Here is a 21,313-nt window from a genome sequence, read left to right as displayed (position 1 = left end):
TGTCCTGGTCCCGCGCCGGGACCTGATGGTTGGTGCATCAGGGAACCTGACATCTCTGTTATATATTCCAGGCCCACGGGAGAATCAAGCCCCCGAGCACCGGATCACGAGGAGGCGTCGTGGCACGACGTACGACGGGCGTGTTCGCCATCTCGGTGGCGGCCGAGATGACGTCGTTGCAGGTGCAGAACCTGCGGGTCTACGAGCGCCGCGGGCTGCTCGAGCCCGACCGCACCCCGGGGGGCACGCGGCTCTACAGCGAGGCCGACATCGACCGGCTGCACCGCATCCGCACCCTGTTGGCGGAGGGTCTCAACATCGCGGGCATCGCCCGGGTCCTCGCGCTGGAGGGCGAGGTCGACCGGCTGCGCGGCGAGGTGGCCCGGTTGCGGCGCCGCGACGGCGCTCAGCCGCGCCAGACCTGAGCGTCGCCCAGGTCGGCGTGGGTGCGCACCCACGCGTGCATCGCGATCGCCGCCGCCGAGCTGGCGTTGATGGAGCGCGTGGAGCCGAACTGCGCGATCGAGAAGGTGCCGTCGCACACCGCCCGCGCCTGCTCCGACAGGCCGGGCCCCTCCTGGCCGAGGAGGAAGCACGCGTCGTGGGGCACGGCCGTCGTCTCCAGGTGGGCCGACCCCGGGAGGTTGTCGATGCCCAGCAGGCGCACGGGACGCTCGAGCCCGTGCAGGTACGCCGCGAGGTCGGGCACCGACGGGTGGTGGCGCACGTGCTGGTAGCGGTCGGTGACCATGGCGCCGCGGCGGTTCCAGCGGCGGTTGCCGACCACGTGCACCTCCGCGGCGAGGAACGCGTTGGCGGTGCGCACGATCGTGCCGATGTTGAAGTCGTGCTGCCAGTTCTCGATCGCCACGTGGAAGCCGTGCCGGCGGGTGTCGAGGTCGGCGACGATCGCCTCGAGGCGCCAGTAGCGGTAGCGGTCCACCACGTTGCGCCGGTCACCGTCGCGCAGCAGCTCGGGGTCCCACTGCGGTCCCTCGGGCCACGGGCCCTCCCACGGGCCGACGCCCACCTCGGCGGGTCCGTGCGGCATGGGGTCGTACGGCGCGCGCCCCGGCTCGGCGGGCGTGCTCACGCCCCCTCGGGCTCGTCGTCCCAGGGGTTGCGCAGGTGGCGGGCGCGCCGGATCTGGCGCACGCGGAAGATCACGAACCACGCGACGCCGATCACGACGGCGGCGATGACGACCTTCTGCACGACGCCCATGTAGGGCTCGACGCGGTCCCACTGCGAGCCGGCGAAGTAGCCCGCCAGCACCCAGATGCTGTTCCAGATGAGGCTGCCCGCCAGGGTGAGCAGCAGGAACAGGCCGAACGACATCCGTTCGATGCCCGCCGGGACCGAGATGAGGCTGCGGAAGATCGGGATCATGCGGCCGAAGAACACCGCCTTCTTGCCGTGCCGCTCGAACCAGGCCTCGGTGCGCTCGAGGTCCTCGGTCTTCACCAGCGGCATGTGCTCCCACACCCAGTACATCCGCTGGCGGCCGAACGCCACGCCCAGCCAGTAGAGGACGGCGGCGCCGATGACGGAGCCCGCCGTCGTCCAGAACAGCGCCTCGGCGAGGGTGAAGTCGCCCTGGTGGGCGGTGAAGCCCGCGAGCGGGAGGATGACCTCGCTCGGCAGCGGCGGGAAGAGGTTCTCGGCCGCGATCGCGACGCCGGCCCCGACGGGGCCGATCTTCTCCATGAGGTCGACGGCCCAGCCGGCGAACCCGGTGAGGTCGTCGGGGTCGCTGTTCAGCAGGGTCGGGCCGGTCATCAGGCTCAGGCCAGGCAGGGCGCCGGTCGTGATCACCCGGCGAGGATAACGACGCAGGCTGAGAGCGCTTCAGATGGTGAGCTCGGCCTTGCCGACGGCGAAGCGGTAGGGCACGCCCTCGGCCTCGACGCGCTCGGCGGCGCCGGTGTCGCGGTCGACGACCACCGCGACCCCGACGACCTCGGCGCCGGCCTCGCGCAGGGCCGCGACGGCCTCGAGGACCGACCCGCCGGTGGTGGAGGTGTCGTCGACGGCCAGCACCCGCCGGCCCGCCACGGGCGGGCCCTCGATGAGCTTCTGCAGGCCGTGCACCTTCTGCGACTTCCGCACGACGAACGCGTCCAGCACCCGGCCCCCGGCGGCGGCGGTGTGGAGCATGGCGGTGGCGACGGGGTCGGCGCCGAGCGTGAGGCCGCCCACCGCGTCGTAGTCCCAGTCGGCCGTCAGGTCGAGCATGACCCGGCCGATCGCCGGGGCGGCCGCGGCGTCGAGCGTCACCCGGCGCATGTCGACGTAGTAGTCGGCGGTCGCGCCGGAGCTCAGCACGACCTCGCCGCGTACGACGGCCTTGGCGTCGACCTGGGCGATCAGCTGCTGCTTGGCCGGGGAGTCGGGGGCGCTCATGGGCCCTGAGCGTAGTGGTCGTGACGCCAGGGCCGCTCGGGGACCGCGGGTGACCTCAGCCGGCGAGCGGGGCGGTGGCGAGCACCTCGTGGCGCGGCCGGCGCCGAGGCCCCTCCCCCAGGTGCGAGGCGACGACGGCCACCTCGTCGACGGCCCACTCCGGGCCCTCGTAGGCGTCGAGCAGCCGCACCCAGTCGCTCAGCTGCCGCGGTCGCCCCGCGCGTGCGACCGTCAGGTGGGGCCGGAACCGGGTGCCGTCGACCGCGGCGCCCGCGGTGGCGACGGCCGCCCGGGCACCCCGGGCCAGGGCCTCGAGCTCGGCGCCGGCCGGCTCGTCGAGCGCCAGTCCGGCCCACAGCACCTGCGCGGCGTCGGGGTGCGGGAAGGCGCCGCCCCCGGCGACGCGGGTGGTGAACGGGGTACGGCGCGCCGCGGCCGCCGCGGTCCGCTCCAGCACCTCGTCGACCCGCCACTCCTCCACGTCGGCGGCGAAGGCGAGGGTGACGTGCAGGTTCTCCGGACGGCTCCACCGCAGGTCGGCGGCCGCACGCCGCACGTCGAGGAAGTCGTCGAGGTGCTCGAGCACGTCGGCGGGCGGGACGAGGGCGGTGAAGAGACGCATCGGGACGACGGTACGGCGGGGGGCTCCCCCGCCGCACCGCGTTTCCGGGCGGGCCGAGGCGGTCGCCAACCGTCAGGGGATGCCCCAGGCGCTGGTCACCGTGATGACGACGGGAGCCGACGCGGCGTCGTTTGTGGCCGATGCGTCCGTGCCGGTCAGGGCGAAGGCGACCTGGGCGGCATGGTCTCCGGACCCGAGGGCGAGCGCCGCCTCCTGGTCGAGCAGGGCGCCGAGGGAGACGGTCAGCGTGCTGCCCGCGGGCACGGACGGCAGCCCGATCTCGGCGCCGCCGGACGTCTCGGTGACGGTGACCTCGGGGTGGGATGCCTGCATCTGGAGCACGGGCGCGTCCGACGTCAGCGTGCCCACGGTCCCCACCGGCGAGTCGGCCGTGCCGAGGTTCGAGACCTCGAGCACCGCCGGGATGCTCGCCCACGCGGCGTCGCCACCACCCGGCACGCTCGTCCACTGGGAGCCGACGAAGGCCACGAACAGGTCGTGCTCGACGGCGACGCTCATCGCGTGAGCGGGGGCTGCCACGGCGACCGACACGATGGGTGCGCTCCACGCCGCCGCACGGGTGAAGGTGCGACGGGACAGCTCGCGGGGCGTGGCATCCGTGGGACGGTGGTGCTGCTGCGTGCTCATGCGTGCCCCGGTGCCGCGTCGACCGTCGACGAGGTCCCGGGCCTCCTGTCCAGGACCCCATCGACCACGGTCCCGGCCACCTGAGGCAACGGTCGCGTCGTCAGCTGCCCGAGCAGAGGATCAACGTGCTGCTGACCTTGCCCGTCGTCTTGGCGCCCGTCGCCTCGTAGCCGCTGGGCAGCGTCGCGACCGCGTTCAGCTGGAAGGCCACGCTGATCGAGAGCGTCGTACGGAACGCCATCGTGGCCCCGGCGGGCAGGTCGCTCGTGAGGGTGATGAGGCGCGACGTGCCGCTCAGGACGGCCACGCTCGCCATCCCTCCCGAGACCGAGAACACCCCGATGTTGGCGACACCCGAACCGGTGACGATGACCGTCGTGCCGATCGGCAGCGGGGCGTCCGGCCCCGCCTGGAGGGTGAAGCCGGGCCCGAGTAGGCCCAGGGTCCCGCAAGTCCCCCGCAGCGCGAACGCCCCGACGTCGGAGATCGACGCAGCATACGCCGGCGCCGCGGCAACGACCGCGACGGTCGGGACGGACCACGCCGCGGCGCGCGTGAACGAGCGGCGGGACACGCCGCTCCCCGACATGCTGCCGGACGTGTGGTCGAGCGTGTGGTCGGACATGGGCGGACCCTCCCCAGAGTCGGATTACATGCACTACGCACGTAATCCACCCCAGGTCCCGGTACCCGTCAAACGGGGGTCCCGGGAGGTCCGGACCACCCCCGTCCCAGGGCAAAGACACGGCAAAGAAAACCGCGAACCCCTCAGGTCAGAGACCGAGGTCCCGACCGATCAGCTCCTTCATGATCTCGTTCGAGCCGGCCCAGATCTTCGAGACGCGGGCGTCGCGCCAGGCGCGAGCGACCCGGTACTCGTTCATGAAGCCGTAGCCGCCGTGCAGCTGCACGCAGTGGTCGAGCACGTCGTTCTGGATCTCGCTGGTCCACCACTTCGCCTTGGCGGCGTCCACGGGGGTGAGCTCGCCCTTGTCGTGCGCGACGACGCACTGGTCGAGGAACGCCTGGCTGACCTCGATCTTGGTGAACAGCTCGGCCAGCAGGAACTTCGAGTGCTGGAACTGCCCGATCGACTGGCCGAACGCCTTGCGGTCCTTCGTGTACTGCAGCGTCTCGACGAGGATCTGCTGGGCGTGAGCGATGTTGGAGATGGCGCAGCCGAGGCGCTCCTGCGGCAGCTTCTGCATCATGTGGATGAAGCCGCCGTCCACCTCGCCGACCACGTGGTCGTCGCCGAGGCGCACGTTCTCGAAGAACAGCTCGGCGGTGTCGGACTCGTCCTGGCCGACCTTGTCGAGCTTGCGGCCACGGCTGAAGCCCTCGGCGGTGGCCGGGATCGCGAACAGCGTGATGCCGCGCGCCTTCTTCTCCGGGCTGGTGCGCACCGCGGTGATGACGAGGTCGGCGGAGTAGCCGTTCGTGATGAACGTCTTCGAGCCGTTGATGACCCACTCGTCCCCGTCGCGCACCGCGGTGGTCTTGAGCGCGGCGAGGTCGGAGCCGCCGGAGGGCTCCGTCATGCCGATGGCGAGCAGGATCTCGCCCGCCGCCACGCCCGGCAGCCAGCGCTGCTTCTGCTCCTCGGTGCCGAGCTGCACGAGGTACGGCGCCGTGATGTCCGCGTGGATGCCCCAGCACGAGCCGAGCGCCGCGTTGACCTTGCTGAGCTCCTCGCCCATGACGGCGTTGAAGCGGTAGTCGCCCGCGCCCGCGCCGCCGTACTCCTCGGGGATCTCGAGCCCCAGGAACCCCTGCTTGCCCGCCTCGAGCCAGAACTCGCGCGGGATGCCCTTCTTCTCGGCGTACGCCTCGACGTCGGGGATGACCGAACGCTCCAGGAACTCGCGCACCGATGCGCGGAACGCCTCGTGGTCCTCGTCGTAGATCTCTCGGTTCACGAGGCGGGACCTTACTCGCAGGTAACCGGCGGCTTCCAGCGGGTGTGACGTACGTCGGGGCTCACCCGCCGGGCGCCTCCACCGAGGGACGGTGCCCCGCGCGCCGGACGGCGTCGAGCGTGCCCGCGAGCAGGCCCCTCACCTCGTCGACCCCGAGCGCCACCCGCGTGGCCACCCTGCCGTCGACACCGATCAGCACCGCGGCCGGCGTGCCCGGCACCCCGAACGCCTCCTGCACGCCGCGGGCGCCGAGCGCGAGGTGGGGGCGCAGGTCCGGGAAGCGCCCGAGGAAGGGGCCGCGGTCCGAGGAGGTCACGACGAGCACGTGGGCGCCGCGACCGAGGTCGGCCTGCCAGGCGGGGAGCTCGTCGAGCACCTCGTGGCAGGTGGCGCAGTGCAGCGAGGCGACCACCACGAGCAGGCTGCGGTCGTGGGCGAGGTCGGCCAGGAGACGCACCTGCCCGTCGGGGAGCACCACCTCGACCACGGGGACCGGCTGCCCGGTGAGGTCCGCCGTCGCTCCCGGGTACGCCGGCAGGGACGCGCCGCGGCCGACGCCCGCCCGGCCCCGGGCGACGCCGAGGGCCGTCGTCAGCGCGAGCACCGCGCCGAGCAGCGCCGCCAGCGCGGCGGCGGCCACCACCTCGGATCCGGACGCCGACCCCAGTGCGGCGAGCAGACCCGGCGTACCCCAGCCGGTGAGCAGGGCGACGACGGCGACGACGACCAGGCCGGCCGTGCGGGCCACCGACAGCGTGGTCACGGGCTCGTCGGACCACGCGCCGAAGCAGCCGCAGCGCGCCCCCTCGCCAGGGCGGCGGGCCGCGCCGGCCAGCGCCACGGCGAAGGCGGCGAGCACCACGACGACGCCGACGAGCGCCCCCCGACCCGCCCGGCCCGGCAGGAGGAGGCCCACGGCGAGCCCGGCCTCGAGCCCCACGAGGAGGTACGGCGCGCCCCGCCACCGCGCCACCCGGGAGGGCGCGAGGGCGGCGAGACCGGACCGCGCCAGGTCGGGCCGGCGCAGCTTCGCAGAGGCAGCGACCGCCAGCACCCCGAGGAGGGTGCCGGCGATCGCGAGGTGGAGGACGCTGCTCAGGTCGCCGAGCAGAGGACGAGCGTGCTGCTGACGCTGCCGGCGTTCTTGGCGCCCGTCGCGGTGTAGCCGGACGGGAGTGCGCCGACCCCCGTCAGGGTGAAGGCCACGTTGAGCGAGAGCGCCGAGCGGAGCTCGAGCCGCGATCCGGCAGGCAGGTCGGACGCGAGGGTGGCGGTGCGGGTCGTGGGACTGGGCTCGGCGACGGCCACCGTGGCGGGCCCGCTCGGCGTGATGGCGCCGATGTTGGCGACGCCGGTGCCCGTGATGGTGATCGAGCTGCCCGCCGGGATGGGGGCGTCGACCGGTGCCGTGATGACGAACCCGGGGCCCACGGCGCCGAGCACGCCGCAGGAACCGTCGATCGTGTAGGCGCCGATGTCGGTGACGGACGCGGCGAAGGCCGGCGCGGCCGCGACGACGGCGACGGTGGGCACGGACCAGACGGCGGCCCGGGTGACCGCTCGGCGGCTGACGTGGCCCGAACGGGCCTGGATCTCGGACATGGCGATCTCCCTGACGTAGATGGCCCGGTGAACCCCTCACCGGACCGCTACGAACCCTAGGTCGATCCTGGCCGGCCGGGAACAGGTCAAGGGTAGAGAGAACATCGTTCTCTCAAGATCGGATCAAGCATCTTGAGGTCCCCGTCCGCCGCCGAGGCGCGACCCGCGGCGCCGCGCCCGAGGCGCGGGGACGCGCGGCGCACCGCCCACCCCCCTGGTTGGATCGTTCAGACGACACGACGGTGCGCAGCGAGAGGAGCAGGCATGGAGGTCTGGCCGGGTACGCCGTACCCGTTGGGGGCGACGTTCGACGGGAGCGGGACGAACTTCGCGTTGTTCAGCGAGGTCGCGGAGCGGGTGGAGCTGTGCCTGCTGGACCCCGACCCCGAGGGCGGGGAGGACACCTGGGTCGAGACCCGCGTCGAGCTCACCGAGGTCGACGCCCACGTGTGGCACGCCTACCTGCCGACGGTGCAGCCCGGGCAGCACTACGGCTACCGGGTGCACGGCCCGTGGGAGCCCGACCAGGGCCTGCGCTGCAACCCGAACAAGCTGCTGCTGGACCCCTACGCCAAGGCGACCAGCCGCGAGATCGACTGGGACCCCTCGCTCTTCGCCTACACGTTCGGCGACGAGGACTCCCGCAACGACGACGACTCCGGGCCGCACATGACCCACGGCGTCGTCATCAACCCCTTCTTCGACTGGGAGGGTGACCGGCGACCGCGCACGCCGTACGACGAGTCGATCGTCTACGAGGCGCACGTCAAGGGCCTCACCCAGCTGCACCCGGAGATCCCCGAGGAGATCCGCGGCACCTACGCCGCGCTCGCGCACCCCGCCATCACCGACCACCTCTCCAAGCTGGGCGTGACGGCCCTCGAGCTGATGCCCGTGCACCAGTTCGTGCAGGACAACACGCTGCTCGAGAAGGGCCTGCGCAACTACTGGGGCTACAACACCCTCGGCTTCTTCGCGCCGCAGGCCTCGTACGCCGCGAGCGAGCACGACGGCCAGCAGGTGCAGGAGTTCAAGTCGATGGTCAAGGCGATGCACGCCGCGGGCATCGAGGTCATCCTCGACGTGGTCTACAACCACACCGCGGAGGGCAACCACCTCGGGCCGACGCTCAGCTTCAAGGGCATCGACAACCCGGCGTACTACCGCCTCGTCGAGGACGACCAGCGGTACTACATGGACTACACCGGCACCGGCAACAGCCTCAACGTGCGCCACCCCCACTCGCTGCAGCTGATCATGGACTCGCTGCGCTACTGGGTCACCGAGATGCACGTCGACGGCTTCCGGTTCGACCTCGCCTCGACGCTGGCCCGCGAGTTCTACGACGTCGACCGCCTCGCCACCTTCTTCGAGCTCGTGCAGCAGGACCCGGTGGTCAGCCAGGTCAAGCTCATCGCCGAGCCGTGGGACGTCGGCCCCGGCGGCTACCAGGTCGGCGGCTTCCCCCCGCAGTGGACGGAGTGGAACGGCAAGTACCGCGACACGGTCCGCGACTTCTGGCGCGGCGACACCGACCTCGGCGACTTCGCGTCGCGCCTCGCCGGCTCCAGCGACCTCTACGAGCACTCGGGGCGCCGCCCGTTCGCCAGCATCAACTTCGTCACCGCACACGACGGCTTCACGCTGCGCGACCTCGTCTCCTACGACGAGAAGCACAACGACGCCAACGGCGAGGACAACAACGACGGCGAGAGCCACAACCGGTCGTGGAACCACGGCGTCGAGGGGCCCACCGACGACCCCGAGATCCTCGGCGCCCGCGCCCGCTCGCAGCGCAACTTCATCTCGACGCTGCTGCTGAGCCAGGGCGTCCCGATGCTGCTGCACGGCGACGAGCTGGGCCGCACGCAGCAGGGCAACAACAACACCTACGCGCAGGACTCCGAGCTGTCGTGGGTGCACTGGGAGGACGCGGACCGGCCGCTCGTGGAGTTCACCGCGGCGGTGGCCCGCCTGCGTCGTACCCACCCGACGTTCCGGCGCAAGCGGTTCTTCACGGGCGGCTCGGTGCGCACCCCGCTGCCCGGCGAGGACGGCGACCGGCTCAACGACATCGTGTGGCTGCACCTCGACGGTCGCCCGATGGAGGACGGCGACTGGGACGGCGGCGAGGGCCCCGGCGCGAAGGCGCTCGGGATGTACCTCAACGGCCACGGGATCGCCGGCAAGGACGCCCGCGGCCAGACGATCACCGACGACCACTTCCTGCTCTACTTCAACGGGGACGGCGACTGCGACGTCGTGCTGCCCCCCGCGGAGTACGCCGAGGCGTGGGACGTCGTGATCGACACCGCCGGCCACCTGGCCGACGACGAGGGCCACCCGGCGGGCAGCCACCTGTCGATGACCTCGCGCAGCGTGCTCGTGCTCCGCGAGCACCAGGCCCCCGTGGAGGAGCCCGACCACTCGGTGGCGGCCAGCATCGCGGCGATGACCACGGACTGACCGGCACCACCCCCGGGACACCACCCGGTACGACGAACGGCGCCGGCCGCGCGGATCGCTCCGCGGGGCCGGCGCCGTCGTGCGTCGCGCGGCGGGTCAGCCCAGCGTGCTCGGGTCGAACACCTCGTCGGCCGGGGGCTCCTCGGCGTCGACGGGCTCGTCGAAGTCGCTCAGCGTGAAGGCACCGGTCTCGCGCTCGAGCTGCACCAGGTAGTGCGGCTCCGAGGTGAGGACGGAGATGGTGGCGGTCTCGCCGTCGTCGTCGGTGAAGGTGACCTCGACGGCCTCCTCGCCGTCGACCTCGGTCACGTCGCCCTTCTCGGGGCTCTCGACGTCGCCGTCGGACTCGTAGTCGCGGAACGTCTCGATGTCGCAGACCTCGGCGAAGTCCTGCTCGGCGTCGACGACCCACTTGTCGGCGAACACGGCGGCCGCCGCGGGGTCGCCCGCGGCCGCGGTCCAGAACTCGGCGTCGCCCTTGACCCAGTAGGAGCCGTCGACCCCGACGATCTGGAGGCCGCCGACGCTGCCGAGCGTCATCTCGCCCGTGCAGTCCCCGGCCTCGTCGACCATCAGGTCGACCTCGACCGTGTCGCCGTCCTCCTCGATCTCGCCCGCCACGCGGAACGACTCGGCACCCTCGACGGCCTCCTGGGCCGCCGCGATGATGTCCTCGGCCGACGAGTCGGCGAACTCCTCGGCGCTGTCGTCGGACCCGCCCCCCGACGAGTCGTCACCGCCGGAGCCCTCGTCGCCGCCGCAGCCGGCGACGACCGACGTCGTCAGCACCATTCCCGCGGCGATGGCCACTCCCCGACGTACCCCGCGTCGCACGGTCACTCGCATGGTCGTTCCTCCCCAGTCGTCACCCGACGCCTCGCCGGACCGGTCGGCTCCGGTCGGGGTCGTCGGGTCGGTCGCCCACCCATCAGACCACGGACGGGCGCCGCGCCGCGGGTCGCCCGCCGACGCGGCCCGCGCGCTCGGCGCGCCCCTCTACGCTGACGACGCTGCACCCCACGGCCGGCCGAGGACGGGACCCACCATGAACGACGAGCGCCGCAGCGCCCGCACGCCCACCAGCACCTACCGACTGCAGATCACGTCGCAGTTCGACCTGTACGCCGCCGCCCGCACGCTGCCCTACCTCCACGCCCTCGGCGTGGACTGGGTCTACCTGTCGCCGGTGCTGGCCGCCGAGCCCGGCAGCGACCACGGGTACGACGTGGTCGGCCACAACGGCATCGACCTGTCCCGCGGCGGCCCCGCCGGGCTGCAGGCCGTCTCGGCCCGCGCCCGCTCGCTCGGCATGGGCGTGCTGGTGGACATCGTCCCCAACCACGTCGGCGTGGCGACGCCCGCGGAGAACGCCTGGTGGTGGTCGCTGCTCGCGGCCGGCCACGCGTCGCCCTGGGCGGACGCGTTCGACGTCGACTGGGAGGCCGGGGGCGGGCGCATCCGCATCCCCGTGGTGGGCGACGACGACCTCGGCGCCGACGGGGCGGTGGGCAACCTGCGCGTCGTCGACGGCGAGCTGCGCTACCACGACCACCGCTTCCCGGTGCGGCCCGGCACGCTGGCGCTCGTCGACGGCACCCCCGACGCGCAGGCCACGCACGCCGCGCAGCACTACGAGCTCGTGGGCTGGCGCACCGCCGACGACCGGCTCAACTACCGCCGCTTCTTCGCGGTCAACACCCTGGCCGCCGTGCGGGTGGAGGACCGGCGCTGGTTCGACGCCACGCACGCCGAGGTGAAGCGGTGGTTCGCCGAGGGCCTCGTCGACGGGCTCCGCGTCGACCACCCCGACGGCCTGCGCGACCCCGCGGGCTACCTCGACGACCTGGCCGGCATCACGGGCGGCGCCTACGTGCTCGTCGAGAAGATCCTCGAGCCCGGCGAGGAGCTCGAGCCGTCGTGGGCGACCGCCGGCACGACCGGGTACGACGCGCTCGCCCTCGTCGACCGCCTGTTCGTCGACCCGGCCGGGGAGGCCCCCCTCGACGCGCTCGAGGCCTCCCTGCGCGGCGCACCCGTCGAGTGGCACGCGATGGTCCACGACCGCAAGCGCGAGGTCGCCGACGGCATCCTCGGCTCCGAGGTGCGCCGCATCTCCCGCGAGCTCGGCGACGACGGCGACGAGGTGGTCGACGCGGTCGCCGAGCTGGTCTCCGGCATGCCGGTCTACCGCTCGTACCTGCCCGCCGGCCGCGACCACCTGGAGGAGGCGTTCACCTCCGCCCGGCGCCACCGCCCCGACCTCGACGCGGTGCTCGACCGCCTGCACCCGCTGCTGACCGACCCCGAGCACCCGGCTGCGCTGCGCTTCCAGCAGACCTCCGGCATGGTGATGGCGAAGGGCGTCGAGGACTGCTCGTTCTACCGCTGGTCGCGCCTGACGAGCCTCAACGAGGTCGGTGCGGACCCGTCGGTCTTCGCCGTCGACGCCGCGACGTTCCACGCGGCGATGACCGAGCGCCAGGAGCACTGGCCGCACGCGATGACCACGATGTCGACGCACGACACCAAGCGGGGCGAGGACGTGCGCGCCCGCATCAGCGTGCTCGCCGAGCTGCCCGACCTGTGGGCCGGGGCGCTCTCGGAGCTGCTCGAGGCCGCTCCGCTGCCCGACCCCGGCTTCGGTGCCCTGCTGTGGCAGGCGATCGTCGGCGCCTGGCCCGCCACCAGCAGCGGGGACCTGCGCTCGCGCCTGCACGCGTACGCCGAGAAGGCGATGCGCGAGGCGGGCGACGGCACGACGTGGACCGCCCCCGACGAGGACTACGAGGCCGCCGTGCACCGCGCGGTCGACGCGGCGTTCGACGACCGCGACGCCCGGCGCACGCTCGTGACGCTGCTCGACGCCGTCACCGGTCCCGGCTGGTCGAACGCGCTGGCCGCCAAGCTGGTGGCGCTGACGATCCCCGGGGTGCCGGACGTCTACCAGGGCAGCGAGCTGTGGGAGCAGTCGCTCGTCGACCCCGACAACCGCCGTCCCGTCGACTTCGACGTGCGCTCCGAGGTCCTGCCGGCCCTGCTGGGTGGCGTGCGCCCGCCGCTCGCCGGCGGCCTCGCCGACTCCGGTGCGGTCAAGCTGCGCCTGGTCGCGACGGTGCTGCGCCTGCGCCGGGACCGCCCCGAGCTGTTCTCGTCGTACGCGCCGCTGGCCGCCGAGGGCGAGGCCGCGGACCACCTCGTGGCGTTCGACCGCGGCGGCGCCGTCAGCGTCGTCACGCGGCTGCCCGTCGGGCTCGGGCGTCGCGGCGGGTGGGGCACGACGACGCTCGAGCTGCCCGAGGGCGAGTGGCGCGACCTGCTCGCCGACGCCCCGGTCGCGCGGGACGCGTCGGGGCGGGTACTGGTGGCGGACCTGCTCGCGACGTACCCCGTCGCCCTGCTCACGAGGGAGTCCGCATGACCACGCGCCCACCGCGCCCACCGTTCGCCGTCTGGGCCCCCCGGCCCCGCACCGTCCGGCTCACCGTCGCCACCGGCGACCACGACGAGGTGGTCGAGCTGGAGCGCGGCGCCGACGACTGGTGGACGGTGCCGGCCGGTGCGCTGCGCCTCGACCCCGCGGCGTACCCCGAGGGCGTCGGCTACGGCTACCTGCTCGACGACGACCCCACGCCCAGGCCGGACCCGCGCTCGCGCCGCCAGCCCGAGGGCGTGCACGGCCTGTCCCGCACCTTCGACCCGTCCGGGTTCACGTGGACCGACGCGGGCTGGACCGGGCGGCAGCTCGCCGGCTCCGTGATCTACGAGCTGCACCTCGGCACGTTCACCCCCGAGGGCACGCTCGACGCCGCCATCGGCCGCCTCGACCACCTCGTCTCCATCGGGGTCGACCTCGTCGAGCTGCTGCCGGTCAACGCGTTCAACGGCACCCACAACTGGGGCTACGACGGGGTCGGCTGGTTCGCCGTGAGCGAGACGTACGGCGGGCCCGCGGCGTACCAGCGCTTCGTCGACGCCTGCCACGCGGCCGGTCTCGGCGTGATCCAGGACGTCGTCTACAACCACCTGGGGCCGTCGGGGAACTACCTGCCGCTCTTCGGCCCCTACCTGAAGACGGGCCGCAACACGTGGGGCGACCTCGTCAACCTCGACGGTGACGACGCCGCGGGCGAGGTGCGGCGCTACGTGCTCGACAACGTCCGCTCCTGGTTCGACGACTACCACGTCGACGGCCTGCGCCTCGACGCCGTGCACGCGCTGCACGACTCCTCGCCGACCCACGTGCTCGAGGAGATGGCGGTCGAGACCGCCGACTGGTCGGCGCACGTGCGCCGGCCCCTGACGCTCATCGCCGAGTCCGACCTCAACGACCCGGTGATGTTCACGCCCCGCGAGGCGGGCGGCTACGGGCTGACCGCGCAGTGGAGCGACGACTTCCACCACGCGGTGCACGTGGCGCTCAGCGGCGAGACGGCCGGCTACTACGCCGACTTCGAGCCGCTGGCGGCGCTGCGGAAGGTGCTGACCGAGGGCTTCTTCCACGCCGGCACCTACAGCTCGTTCCGGGAGCGCGACCACGGCGTGCCGATCGACACCGCCACCGCGCCCACGTGGCGCCTCGTGGTCTGCAGCCAGAACCACGACCAGATCGGCAACCGCGCCGTCGGCGACCGGCTGACCGAGCACCTCGACGACGACCAGCTCGCGACCGCCGCGCTGCTGACCCTGGGCACCGGCTTCACCCCGATGCTGTTCCAGGGCGAGGAGTGGGCGGCCTCGACGCCGTTCCAGTTCTTCACCTCGCACCCCGAGCCCGAGCTCGGGACGGCGACCGCCGAGGGCCGCATCGCGGAGTTCGAGAAGATGGGCTGGGACCCGGCCGTCGTGCCCGACCCGCAGGACCCGGAGACGTTCACCCGCAGCAAGCTCGACTGGTCCGAGCCCGAGGGCGGCCGCCACGCGGTGCTCCTCGGTGTCTACCGCGAGCTGGCGGCGCTGCGGCGCACCCTGCCCGACCTCACCGACCCGTCCTTCGCCGCCACCACCTGCGAGGTCGACGAGAACACGCGCGTGGTGCACATCGGCCGCGGGTCCGTGCGGATGGTGCTCGCGCTGGGCACCGAGCCGGCCACGGTCGAGGTCCCCGAGGGGTACGGCGTCGCGTGGGCGACGCCCGGCGGGTACGACGCGGGGCCACCCCTCGTCGTACCGGCCCACGGCGCCGTGGTGCTCGCCCCGGGCGCCTGAGCCCCGGTCAGCGGGCCTGGGCCCCGGACACCGGCACACGCCCGGACGCACGAGTGGCGCCGCCCCGGTCGGGACGGCGCCACTCGTGGTGGTGCGGGAGGGATCAGGCGTGGGTGCCGGTGCGACCGTGGTCGGCGGAGTCGTCGTCGTAGAAGTCGCGCGAGCCCGACTTGGCCAGACCGCGGCTCACCATGTAGCCGATGGTCAGCAGCGTGACGTAGAACCACGCCTCCTGGGCGCCGAAGTCGGACACGTCGACGAGCGCCGAGGCGACGAGGACACCGACGACGGCCGCCACGTAGGCGATGAGCTCGGTCGTCTTGAACGACGCCTTCGTCTCCGTGCTGATCCGGCGACGGGCGACGCCCGTGCCGTGGGCGGAGTTGTGCTGGGTGTGCTGCGTGGTGGTCATGTGGTGCTCCTTCGCGGCAGCGCGCCGCCCCGGGTCCGGGTCCCGGCGGCACGCCGCCCGGTTGGGGGAGGGTGTGGTGCACCGGTGGCGCGAGCGCCACCGACATACCGCCGGTACCCCCGCACCCGCGTCTCAGTCGTTTCTCAGTTTCACGACGGCCGGCGGGCCGAGAAGAACTCCTCCAGGAGGGCGGTCGACTCCCCCGCCATGACCCCCCCGACGACCTCGGGACGGTGGTTGAGCCGGCGGTCGCGCACGACGTCCCACAACGAGCCGACGGCCCCGGCCTTCTCGTCCCAGGCGCCGAACACCACCCGGTCGACGCGGGCGAGCACGGCCGCGCCGGCGCACATCGTGCAGGGCTCGAGCGTCACCACGAGGGTGCAGCCGGTCAGGCGCCACTCCCCGCGGGCACGGGCGGCCTCGCGCAGCGCGACGACCTCGGCGTGACCGGTGGGGTCGGTGTCGGCCTCCCGCACGTTGCGGCCGCGTCCCACCACGTGCCGCTGCTCGTCGACCACCACGGCCCCGATGGGGACGTCGTCGGTCGCGAGGGCGGCGCGGGCCTCGCCCAGGGCGGCGCGCATGGGCGCGCCCCAGCGGCCCCCCTGGGGGTGGATCACGCGGGGACCGGCGCCGTCGGGCCGGCGGACGGGCGGCGGCTCACGCGGAGGTGAGGCCGACCGCGTCGTCGAAGAGCACGCCGAAGCCCAGCTTGCGGGCGATCTCGGAGACCATCTCGTCGGGGTAGAGGTCGAAGTCGTCGAGCAACAGCCCGAGGTCCATCGCGTTCATGCCGAGGTCAGCGAGCAGCGACAGGTCGCCCGCGGGCTCCTGCTCGTCCTCGTCCTCCGGCATCGGCAGGTCGAGCGCCTCGACGGCGGTGCGGGCCAGCTCCCACTCGTCGGCGGCGGTGACGTCGGAGAGCAGGATGCGCGTGCGCGGACCGGCGACGCGCACCAGCACGAAGAAGTCCTCGTCCACGCCCACGACGCCGATGGCGCCGCCGTCGCCCGGGAAGCGCCGCAGCGCGGCGGCGAGGGTGTCGACCGAGTCGAGGACGTCGTCCACGATCTCGTGCAGCTGCCACACGCCTTCCTCGCGGTAGGCCACGAGGGCGAAGTCGATGCTGTCCGTGTCCACGTGTCCCCCTCCTCGCGTGCCCGACGACCGACGCCCAGCGTGTCAGACCCGGGCGCGACGCGCCAGCGGGATCCGCGGCCGGTCTCGCACGCCTTAGGCTCGGTGCCCATGGACACCCTCGTCGTCGACCACCCGCTCGTCGCGCACAAGCTCACCGCGCTGCGTGACGCGACCACCGACTCCCCGACGTTCCGGCGCCTCGCCGACGAGCTCGTGACCCTGCTGGCCTACGAGGCGACGCGCGACGTGCGCGTCGTGCCCTCCGAGATCCGCACCCCCGTGGCCCCCGCCACCGGCGTCCGCCTGTCCACGCCCAAGCCGCTCGTGGTGCCGATCCTGCGCGCCGGGCTCGGGATGCTCGACGGCATGGTCCGCCTGCTGCCGACCGCCGAGGTCGGCTTCCTCGGCATGGTGCGCAACGAGGAGACGCTGCAGGCCTCGACGTACGCCGAGCGGCTGCCCGACGACCTCTCGGGCCGCCAGTGCTACGTGCTCGACCCGATGCTCGCGACCGGCGGCACGCTGGCCGCCGCCATCCGGTTCCTCGTCGACCGCGGCGCCGACCACATCACGGCCATCTGCCTGCTGACCGCCCCCGAGGGCACGAAGCGCCTCGAGGACGAGCTCGCCGACCTCTCCATCCCGGTGCGGGTCGTGACGGCCGCGATGGACGAGCGCCTCGACGAGAACGGCTACATCGTCCCCGGCCTCGGCGACGCCGGCGACCGGCTGTACGGCGTGGCCGACTGATCGTGGGCGCCCGCCTCGCCCGCCGGGCGCAGGGCATCCCGCCGACCGTCTTCTCCGCGATGTCGGCCCTGGCGCTGCAGACCGGGGCGGTCAACCTGGGGCAGGGCTTCCCCGACACCGACGGTCCTGCCTCGGTGCTCGAGCGCGCCCGGGCGGCGGTGGCCGAGGGACGCAACCAGTACGCCCCCGGCGTCGGCGTCCCGGCGCTGCGCGAGGCCGTCGCGCGCCACCAGGCCCGCCACCACGGCATCGACCTCGACCCCGACACCCAGGTCGTCGTCACCACCGGGGCCACCGAGGGCATCGCCGCCGCCCTGCTGGGCCTCGTCGACCCGGGCGACGAGGTCGTGCTGCTCGAGCCGTCGTACGACGCGTACGACGCGGTGCTCGCCATGGCGGGAGCGGTACGGCGACCCGTCACCCTCCGCTCCCCCGACTTCCGCCTCGACGCCGACGCCTTCCGGGCGGCGGTGCACGACGGCACCCGCCTGATCCTGCTCAACAGCCCGCACAACCCGACCGGCTCCGTGCTGACGCCCGCCGAGCTCGCGGTCGTGGCGGAGGTGGCGGTGCGCCACGACGTGCTCGTCGTGACCGACGAGGTCTACGAGCACCTCGTGTACGACGACCACCGCCACGTGCCCATCTCCACCCTGCCGGGCATGGCGGAGCGCACCCTGACGGTCTCCAGCCTCGGCAAGTCGTGGTCGCTGACCGGCTGGAAGGTGGGCTGGGCGACCGGTCCGGCCGACCTCGTCGCGGCCGTGCTCGCCGTCAAGCAGTGGACGACCTTCACCTCCGGCTCGCCGCTGCAGCCCGCCGCGGCCCACGCGCTCGACGCGGAGGGCGACTTCCCGCTGCGTTTGGCCGCCGACCTGCAGCGGCGCCGCGACCTGCTGTGCGACGGCCTGTCCGCCGCCGGCCTCGCGCCGCGCGTGCCCGAGGGCACCTACTTCTCCGTGACCGACGTGGCGGAGCTCGGCTGGGCCGACAGCGCCGCCTTCTGTGCCGCCCTGCCGGAGCGGGCCGGCGTCGTCGCCATACCGCTGCAGGGGTTCCACTCCGACCCGACGGTGGGGCAGCACCTCGTGCGCTGGGCGTTCTGCAAGGACGAGCCCGTCCTCGTCGAGGGCCTGCGCCGCCTCGCGGCGGCCGACCTGCGCGCCTGAGCCGGCTGGGCAGCCCCGGGTACGACGGACGCCGGCCACCCCGAGGGGTGACCGGCGTCCGGTGGGCGTGCGGGTGAGCTCAGCCTCGACGGCGGGCGAGGGACTTGTTGCGGTACCACTCGCTGGCGCCGCCGACGAAGAACAGCACCGTCGCGACGATCGCGAGCAGGATGAAGATGATCGGGAAGACGAGCCACGAGACGAGCAGCAGGGCCAGCGCGCTCACGATGCAGGAGACGACGACCGCGATGCGGGCGGCGCTCGAGCCCTTGAACGCGAAGATCGTCAGCACGAAGACCACCAGGCACCAGACGAGCACCACGGCGCTCAGGGCGACCAGGAGGCCGACCGTGGCGTCGACGACCGCGTCCAGGCCGCCGCTGCTGTTGAACTGCTCGAGCTGCTCGCGGAAGTCCGGGTCGTCCTCCGCCATCTGGCGGAGCTCGTCGGCGATCGTGTCGCGGCTCGCGACCGAGCCGATGAGGCCGAACAGCGCGGTGGCACCGACCACCAGCGTCGAGAACCAGGTGATGACGGAGGCCGCGGTCACGGTGCCGGGGCGCTTGAGCGAACCGGTGGGACCGCCGTACGCACCCCCGTTGAAGGGCGCGCCCTGGTAGGCGCCCGGCGGGTTGGCGCCGGTCTGGCTGCCGTAGGGCGGCGGGGTGGGCTGGCCGGGCTGCGACGAGCTGGGGTCAGGGTTCCAGTTGCTCACGCGGCCATTGGACCACGCGCTCCGTCCCCCCGTCAGCGCGACGCGGCGCGCCGACGGGGGACGCGGAGGCTCAGCCCCAGGGCTTCTGGTCGGTCGTGGCGCTCCCGTAGCCGGGCGAGGACTGGATGGCGCCGCCGCCGCGGAACCAGTCGCCGGCGCTGCGCTGGGCGAGGGTGACGATGCCGGCGATGCACAGGCCCGTCCACACCAGGCCCAGGGGGGCGAAGAGCAGCGAGGCGAGGATGCCGAGACTGGCGAGCACGATGAGCGTGACGCGGGCCCACTTGCGCCGCTTCAGCACGAACGGGGTCACGGCCAGCGACGCGACGGACAAGATGATGGCCGGCAGCGCGAAGATGCGGACGATCGTGGTGACGTCGTCGTCGGAGACCCCCCCGCCGGCCGCCTCGCTGAACCCGTCGATGAAGTCGTCGTTGCCGGCCAGCGCGAACATCAGGAGGGCGCCCAGCAGCGCCAGGGCGGACCCGACGAACGACAGCCACACCGCCGCGGTGACGGAGCCCGGCCGGCGGCCCGTGCCGGGGCCCTGCAGGCCGTAGGGGCTCTGGCCGTAGGGGCTCTGGCCGTACGGGGTCTGGCCGTACGGGGTCTGGCCGTAGGGGCTGCCGTACTGACCCTGCTGGCCGTACGGGTCCTGCCCGTACTGGCCCTGCTGGCTGGGCTGGCCGTACTGGCCGGGCTGACCCTGGCCGTACGGGTTCGACGAGGTGGGGTCCTGCCCGGAGGGCTGGCCCGACGACTGACCGGGCTCGGGGTTCCAGTTGCTCACCGGGTCATTGGATCACGACGAGCTGGCGCCGCGGTCGGGGTCGCGCGATCCGGCGGGCCGGTTCAGCGCCAGGGCTGCTGCGGGTGCTGCGGGCCCGGCCCCCACGGCGCGCTGCCCGGCGGGGGCCCGCCGTACCCCGGTCCGGCGGCGAGCGCCGCGCCGGGCCGCCCGCCCCGCTCGAACCACGTCCGCGTCTCGCGGTGCAGCAGCAGCACGGCGGTCGTGACGCACACGGCGAGGTAGACGACGGCGAACATCGAGGTCAGGGGGTCGCCGCCCGCCCCCGCCAGCACGGCGAGACCGAGGTAGGCGACAGCCGCCATGATCGACAGGACGACGAGGGCGGTGCGGGCTCCCGACGAGCCGCGGAGCACGCCGACGGCTAGCACGATCGCGACGACCGCCAGCAGGGCGCAGGTGAGCAGCACCGCACCGGCGGCGCCGGCCGCCATGCCGATCGTGTCGCCCAGGCCCTCGACGGACGTGCCGTCGTCGGAGCTGGCGATGAAGACCGCGCCGATGAGCGCGACCACGCCCGCCAGCGCCCAGAGGAGGCCGGCCAGGGTGCAGCTGACGATGGTGACGACGGCGGCCGCGACCACGGAGCCCGGCCGGCGGCTGTCCGTGGTGGCGATGCCGTCCTTCCCCGCGGGCGGTGGCGCGCCCCAGGACCAGGTGGGGTCCGAGGGGCTGGGCTCCTGGGGGGTCGTCACCGCCCCATTCGACCACGTGCGTCGTACCAGCGTCCGACATCGCGGCGCAGCAGCGAACCCGCCGTCACGGCGGCGGCGAGGACGAAGAGGACGAGCTGCGGGGCGGCGAGCGCCGCGACGACGCCGAGCACCGCGGCGACGCCGGCCGAGATGACGAGGGCGACGCGGGCCCAGCCGGCGCCGCGCAGCGCGTAGGCGGCGAACACCGCCGACGCGACGGCCCACGCGATCATGACGATCGCCATCGTGACGGCGGTGCTGAGCAGCAGGTCGGACGTCACCCCCTGCTCGACCAGGTCGGGCTGCGTCGCGCGGATCTCGTCCATCAGCTGGTCGGGCGACGACGCCACGACGACCACGAGCACCACCATGGCGACCGTGACCAGGGTCGTCGCGACCCACGTGAGCACGGCGGCCACGAGCACGGCGGCCGGGCGCGGCGGGACGGGTCCGCCGTACCCCCCGGAGTGGCGACCGGCGGGCGCCGGACCCCACGGGCCGCGCTGCGGCTCGCCGAACCCCTGGTACGGCGCGGGCTGGCCGCCCCACGGCGCCTGCGTCGGCTGACCAGCGGGCGGCGGGCCCCAGGGCTGCGCCTGCGGGCCGGGCTGGGCGTGCTGACCGTGGGGGGCGTGCTGATCCGGCTGACCGGACTGGCCGGCCTTGCCGTGGGGGCCGGGCTGGCCGGGCTGGCCGGGCTGCTGGTCGTGGCGCGGCGGGACGGCGAACGGGTCCGGCCGGTCGCGGTCGCGGCGG

22 protein-coding genes and 1 pseudogene are annotated in these 21,313 nt (G+C 73.7%); 6 read left to right on the top strand and 17 right to left on the bottom strand.

The features are described from left to right. Window positions 1–119 precede the first annotated feature (119 nt). Window positions 120–425 carry a MerR family transcriptional regulator gene (locus KK617_RS10225; RefSeq protein WP_277499889.1) on the top strand — a complete coding sequence of 102 codons (306 nt, stop codon included), beginning with the start codon at window positions 120–122 and terminating at the stop codon, window positions 423–425. Here KK617_RS10225 and KK617_RS10220 read toward each other — a convergent pair. The 9 genes from KK617_RS10220 to KK617_RS10180 form a co-directional block, all read right to left on the bottom strand. Then, window positions 407–1,051 carry a TrmH family RNA methyltransferase gene (locus tag KK617_RS10220; protein WP_277499921.1) on the bottom strand — a complete coding sequence of 215 codons (645 nt, stop codon included), beginning with the start codon at window positions 1,049–1,051 and terminating at the stop codon, window positions 407–409. The genes KK617_RS10225 and KK617_RS10220 overlap by 19 nt on opposite strands. 38 nt (window positions 1,052–1,089) lie before the next feature. Further along, window positions 1,090–1,815: a DedA family protein gene (locus KK617_RS10215; protein ID WP_277499888.1), complete on the bottom strand. Its 726-nt coding sequence runs from the start codon at window positions 1,813–1,815 to the stop codon at window positions 1,090–1,092. A gap of 33 nt (window positions 1,816–1,848) precedes the next feature. Then, complete coding sequence (pyrE, locus tag KK617_RS10210; protein WP_277499887.1) at window positions 1,849–2,403, bottom strand: orotate phosphoribosyltransferase; 555 nt, start codon at window positions 2,401–2,403, stop codon at window positions 1,849–1,851. A 55-nt stretch (window positions 2,404–2,458) separates the two neighbouring features. After that, the gene (gene thpR / locus KK617_RS10205) at window positions 2,459–3,025 is read right to left on the bottom strand and encodes an RNA 2',3'-cyclic phosphodiesterase (protein WP_277499886.1); all 567 of its coding nucleotides are present in this window, start codon (window positions 3,023–3,025) and stop codon (window positions 2,459–2,461) included. Window positions 3,026–3,097: 72 nt separating this feature from the next. Beyond that, window positions 3,098–3,673: a hypothetical protein gene (locus KK617_RS10200; protein ID WP_277499885.1), complete on the bottom strand. Its 576-nt coding sequence runs from the start codon at window positions 3,671–3,673 to the stop codon at window positions 3,098–3,100. Window positions 3,674–3,773: 100 nt separating this feature from the next. Further along, a complete protein-coding gene (locus tag KK617_RS10195; protein ID WP_277499884.1) occupies window positions 3,774–4,298 on the bottom strand; it encodes a hypothetical protein in 525 nt (174 codons plus the stop codon). A gap of 148 nt (window positions 4,299–4,446) precedes the next feature. Next, the gene (locus KK617_RS10190; protein WP_277499883.1) at window positions 4,447–5,592 is read right to left on the bottom strand and encodes an acyl-CoA dehydrogenase family protein; all 1,146 of its coding nucleotides are present in this window, start codon (window positions 5,590–5,592) and stop codon (window positions 4,447–4,449) included. A 61-nt stretch (window positions 5,593–5,653) separates the two neighbouring features. Beyond that, window positions 5,654–6,691 (bottom strand): MauE/DoxX family redox-associated membrane protein, encoded by a 1,038-nt coding sequence (locus KK617_RS10185; protein ID WP_346812976.1) that lies wholly within the window; start codon window positions 6,689–6,691, stop codon window positions 5,654–5,656. Further along, window positions 6,688–7,194, bottom strand: coding sequence for a hypothetical protein (locus tag KK617_RS10180; protein WP_277499881.1), 507 nt, complete (start codon window positions 7,192–7,194; stop codon window positions 6,688–6,690). The genes KK617_RS10185 and KK617_RS10180 overlap by 4 nt, the downstream gene beginning before the upstream one ends. Before the next feature lie 264 nt (window positions 7,195–7,458). On the opposite strand from KK617_RS10180, the gene glgX reads away from it, so the two are divergent. Then, a complete protein-coding gene (gene glgX, locus KK617_RS10175; protein WP_277499880.1) occupies window positions 7,459–9,660 on the top strand; it encodes a glycogen debranching protein GlgX in 2,202 nt (733 codons plus the stop codon). Window positions 9,661–9,756: 96 nt separating this feature from the next. On the opposite strand, the gene KK617_RS10170 is transcribed toward glgX, so the two are convergent. Beyond that, a complete protein-coding gene (locus KK617_RS10170) occupies window positions 9,757–10,506 on the bottom strand; it encodes a hypothetical protein (protein ID WP_277499879.1) in 750 nt (249 codons plus the stop codon). Window positions 10,507–10,705: 199 nt separating this feature from the next. Here KK617_RS10170 and treY point away from each other — a divergent pair, with 199 nt between their 5' ends. Beyond that, the gene (gene treY / locus KK617_RS10165; RefSeq protein ID WP_277499878.1) at window positions 10,706–13,078 is read left to right on the top strand and encodes a malto-oligosyltrehalose synthase; all 2,373 of its coding nucleotides are present in this window, start codon (window positions 10,706–10,708) and stop codon (window positions 13,076–13,078) included. Continuing rightward, window positions 13,075–14,865 (top strand): malto-oligosyltrehalose trehalohydrolase, encoded by a 1,791-nt coding sequence (treZ, locus tag KK617_RS10160; RefSeq protein WP_277499877.1) that lies wholly within the window; start codon window positions 13,075–13,077, stop codon window positions 14,863–14,865. Before treY ends, treZ begins: the two co-directional genes overlap by 4 nt. A gap of 103 nt (window positions 14,866–14,968) precedes the next feature. Here the strand turns inward: treZ and KK617_RS10155 are convergent, their stop codons facing one another. The 3 genes from KK617_RS10155 to KK617_RS10145 form a co-directional block, all read right to left on the bottom strand. Beyond that, the gene (locus KK617_RS10155) at window positions 14,969–15,277 is read right to left on the bottom strand and encodes a hypothetical protein (RefSeq protein ID WP_277499876.1); all 309 of its coding nucleotides are present in this window, start codon (window positions 15,275–15,277) and stop codon (window positions 14,969–14,971) included. 149 nt (window positions 15,278–15,426) lie between these two features. Continuing rightward, the gene (locus KK617_RS10150; RefSeq protein WP_277499920.1) at window positions 15,427–15,864 is read right to left on the bottom strand and encodes a nucleoside deaminase; all 438 of its coding nucleotides are present in this window, start codon (window positions 15,862–15,864) and stop codon (window positions 15,427–15,429) included. Window positions 15,865–15,940: 76 nt separating this feature from the next. Next, window positions 15,941–16,420, bottom strand: a complete 480-nt coding sequence (locus KK617_RS10145; protein ID WP_277499875.1) for a tRNA adenosine deaminase-associated protein — start codon at window positions 16,418–16,420, stop codon at window positions 15,941–15,943. A 108-nt stretch (window positions 16,421–16,528) separates the two neighbouring features. Between KK617_RS10145 and upp the strand changes: the two genes are divergently transcribed. Together upp and KK617_RS10135 are read left to right on the top strand one after the other, a co-directional pair. Next, a complete protein-coding gene (upp, locus tag KK617_RS10140; RefSeq protein ID WP_277499874.1) occupies window positions 16,529–17,170 on the top strand; it encodes a uracil phosphoribosyltransferase in 642 nt (213 codons plus the stop codon). A 2-nt stretch (window positions 17,171–17,172) separates the two neighbouring features. Beyond that, a complete protein-coding gene (locus KK617_RS10135; RefSeq protein ID WP_346812968.1) occupies window positions 17,173–18,339 on the top strand; it encodes an aminotransferase class I/II-fold pyridoxal phosphate-dependent enzyme in 1,167 nt (388 codons plus the stop codon). Window positions 18,340–18,418: 79 nt separating this feature from the next. Here the strand turns inward: KK617_RS10135 and KK617_RS10130 are convergent, their stop codons facing one another. The 4 genes and pseudogenes from KK617_RS10130 to KK617_RS10115 all read right to left on the bottom strand — a co-directional run. After that, complete coding sequence (locus KK617_RS10130) at window positions 18,419–19,054, bottom strand: hypothetical protein (RefSeq protein ID WP_277499873.1); 636 nt, start codon at window positions 19,052–19,054, stop codon at window positions 18,419–18,421. Window positions 19,055–19,124: 70 nt separating this feature from the next. Continuing rightward, complete coding sequence (locus tag KK617_RS10125) at window positions 19,125–19,844, bottom strand: hypothetical protein (RefSeq protein ID WP_277499872.1); 720 nt, start codon at window positions 19,842–19,844, stop codon at window positions 19,125–19,127. 62 nt (window positions 19,845–19,906) lie between these two features. After that, window positions 19,907–20,557 carry a hypothetical protein gene (locus KK617_RS10120; protein ID WP_277499871.1) on the bottom strand — a complete coding sequence of 217 codons (651 nt, stop codon included), beginning with the start codon at window positions 20,555–20,557 and terminating at the stop codon, window positions 19,907–19,909. Continuing rightward, window positions 20,554–21,313, bottom strand: a pseudogene (locus tag KK617_RS10115) (hypothetical protein); the annotation flags it as partial. The gene KK617_RS10120 and the pseudogene KK617_RS10115, both read right to left, overlap by 4 nt.

Origin of the sequence: Nocardioides sp. ChNu-99, assembly GCF_029493445.1 — a bacterium.
Lineage (GTDB): Bacteria > Actinomycetota > Actinomycetes > Propionibacteriales > Nocardioidaceae > Nocardioides.
This window is presented reverse-complemented; position numbering and strand designations above follow the sequence as displayed.

Coding starts and splice junctions, on each gene's coding strand:
- thpR (WP_277499886.1), bottom strand. CDS start 3,025: ATGCGTCTCTTCACCGCCCTCGTCCCGCCCGCCGACGTGCTCGAGCAC.
- KK617_RS10180 (WP_277499881.1), bottom strand. CDS start 7,194: ATGTCCGAGATCCAGGCCCGTTCGGGCCACGTCAGCCGCCGAGCGGTC.
- treY (WP_277499878.1), top strand. CDS start 10,706: ATGAACGACGAGCGCCGCAGCGCCCGCACGCCCACCAGCACCTACCGA.
- KK617_RS10155 (WP_277499876.1), bottom strand. CDS start 15,277: ATGACCACCACGCAGCACACCCAGCACAACTCCGCCCACGGCACGGGC.
- KK617_RS10220 (WP_277499921.1), bottom strand. CDS start 1,051: ATGCCGCACGGACCCGCCGAGGTGGGCGTCGGCCCGTGGGAGGGCCCG.
- glgX (WP_277499880.1), top strand. CDS start 7,459: ATGGAGGTCTGGCCGGGTACGCCGTACCCGTTGGGGGCGACGTTCGAC.
- KK617_RS10200 (WP_277499885.1), bottom strand. CDS start 3,673: ATGAGCACGCAGCAGCACCACCGTCCCACGGATGCCACGCCCCGCGAG.
- KK617_RS10150 (WP_277499920.1), bottom strand. CDS start 15,864: ATGCGCGCCGCCCTGGGCGAGGCCCGCGCCGCCCTCGCGACCGACGAC.
- KK617_RS10170 (WP_277499879.1), bottom strand. CDS start 10,506: ATGCGAGTGACCGTGCGACGCGGGGTACGTCGGGGAGTGGCCATCGCC.
- upp (WP_277499874.1), top strand. CDS start 16,529: ATGGACACCCTCGTCGTCGACCACCCGCTCGTCGCGCACAAGCTCACC.
- pyrE (WP_277499887.1), bottom strand. CDS start 2,403: ATGAGCGCCCCCGACTCCCCGGCCAAGCAGCAGCTGATCGCCCAGGTC.
- KK617_RS10195 (WP_277499884.1), bottom strand. CDS start 4,298: ATGTCCGACCACACGCTCGACCACACGTCCGGCAGCATGTCGGGGAGC.
- treZ (WP_277499877.1), top strand. CDS start 13,075: ATGACCACGCGCCCACCGCGCCCACCGTTCGCCGTCTGGGCCCCCCGG.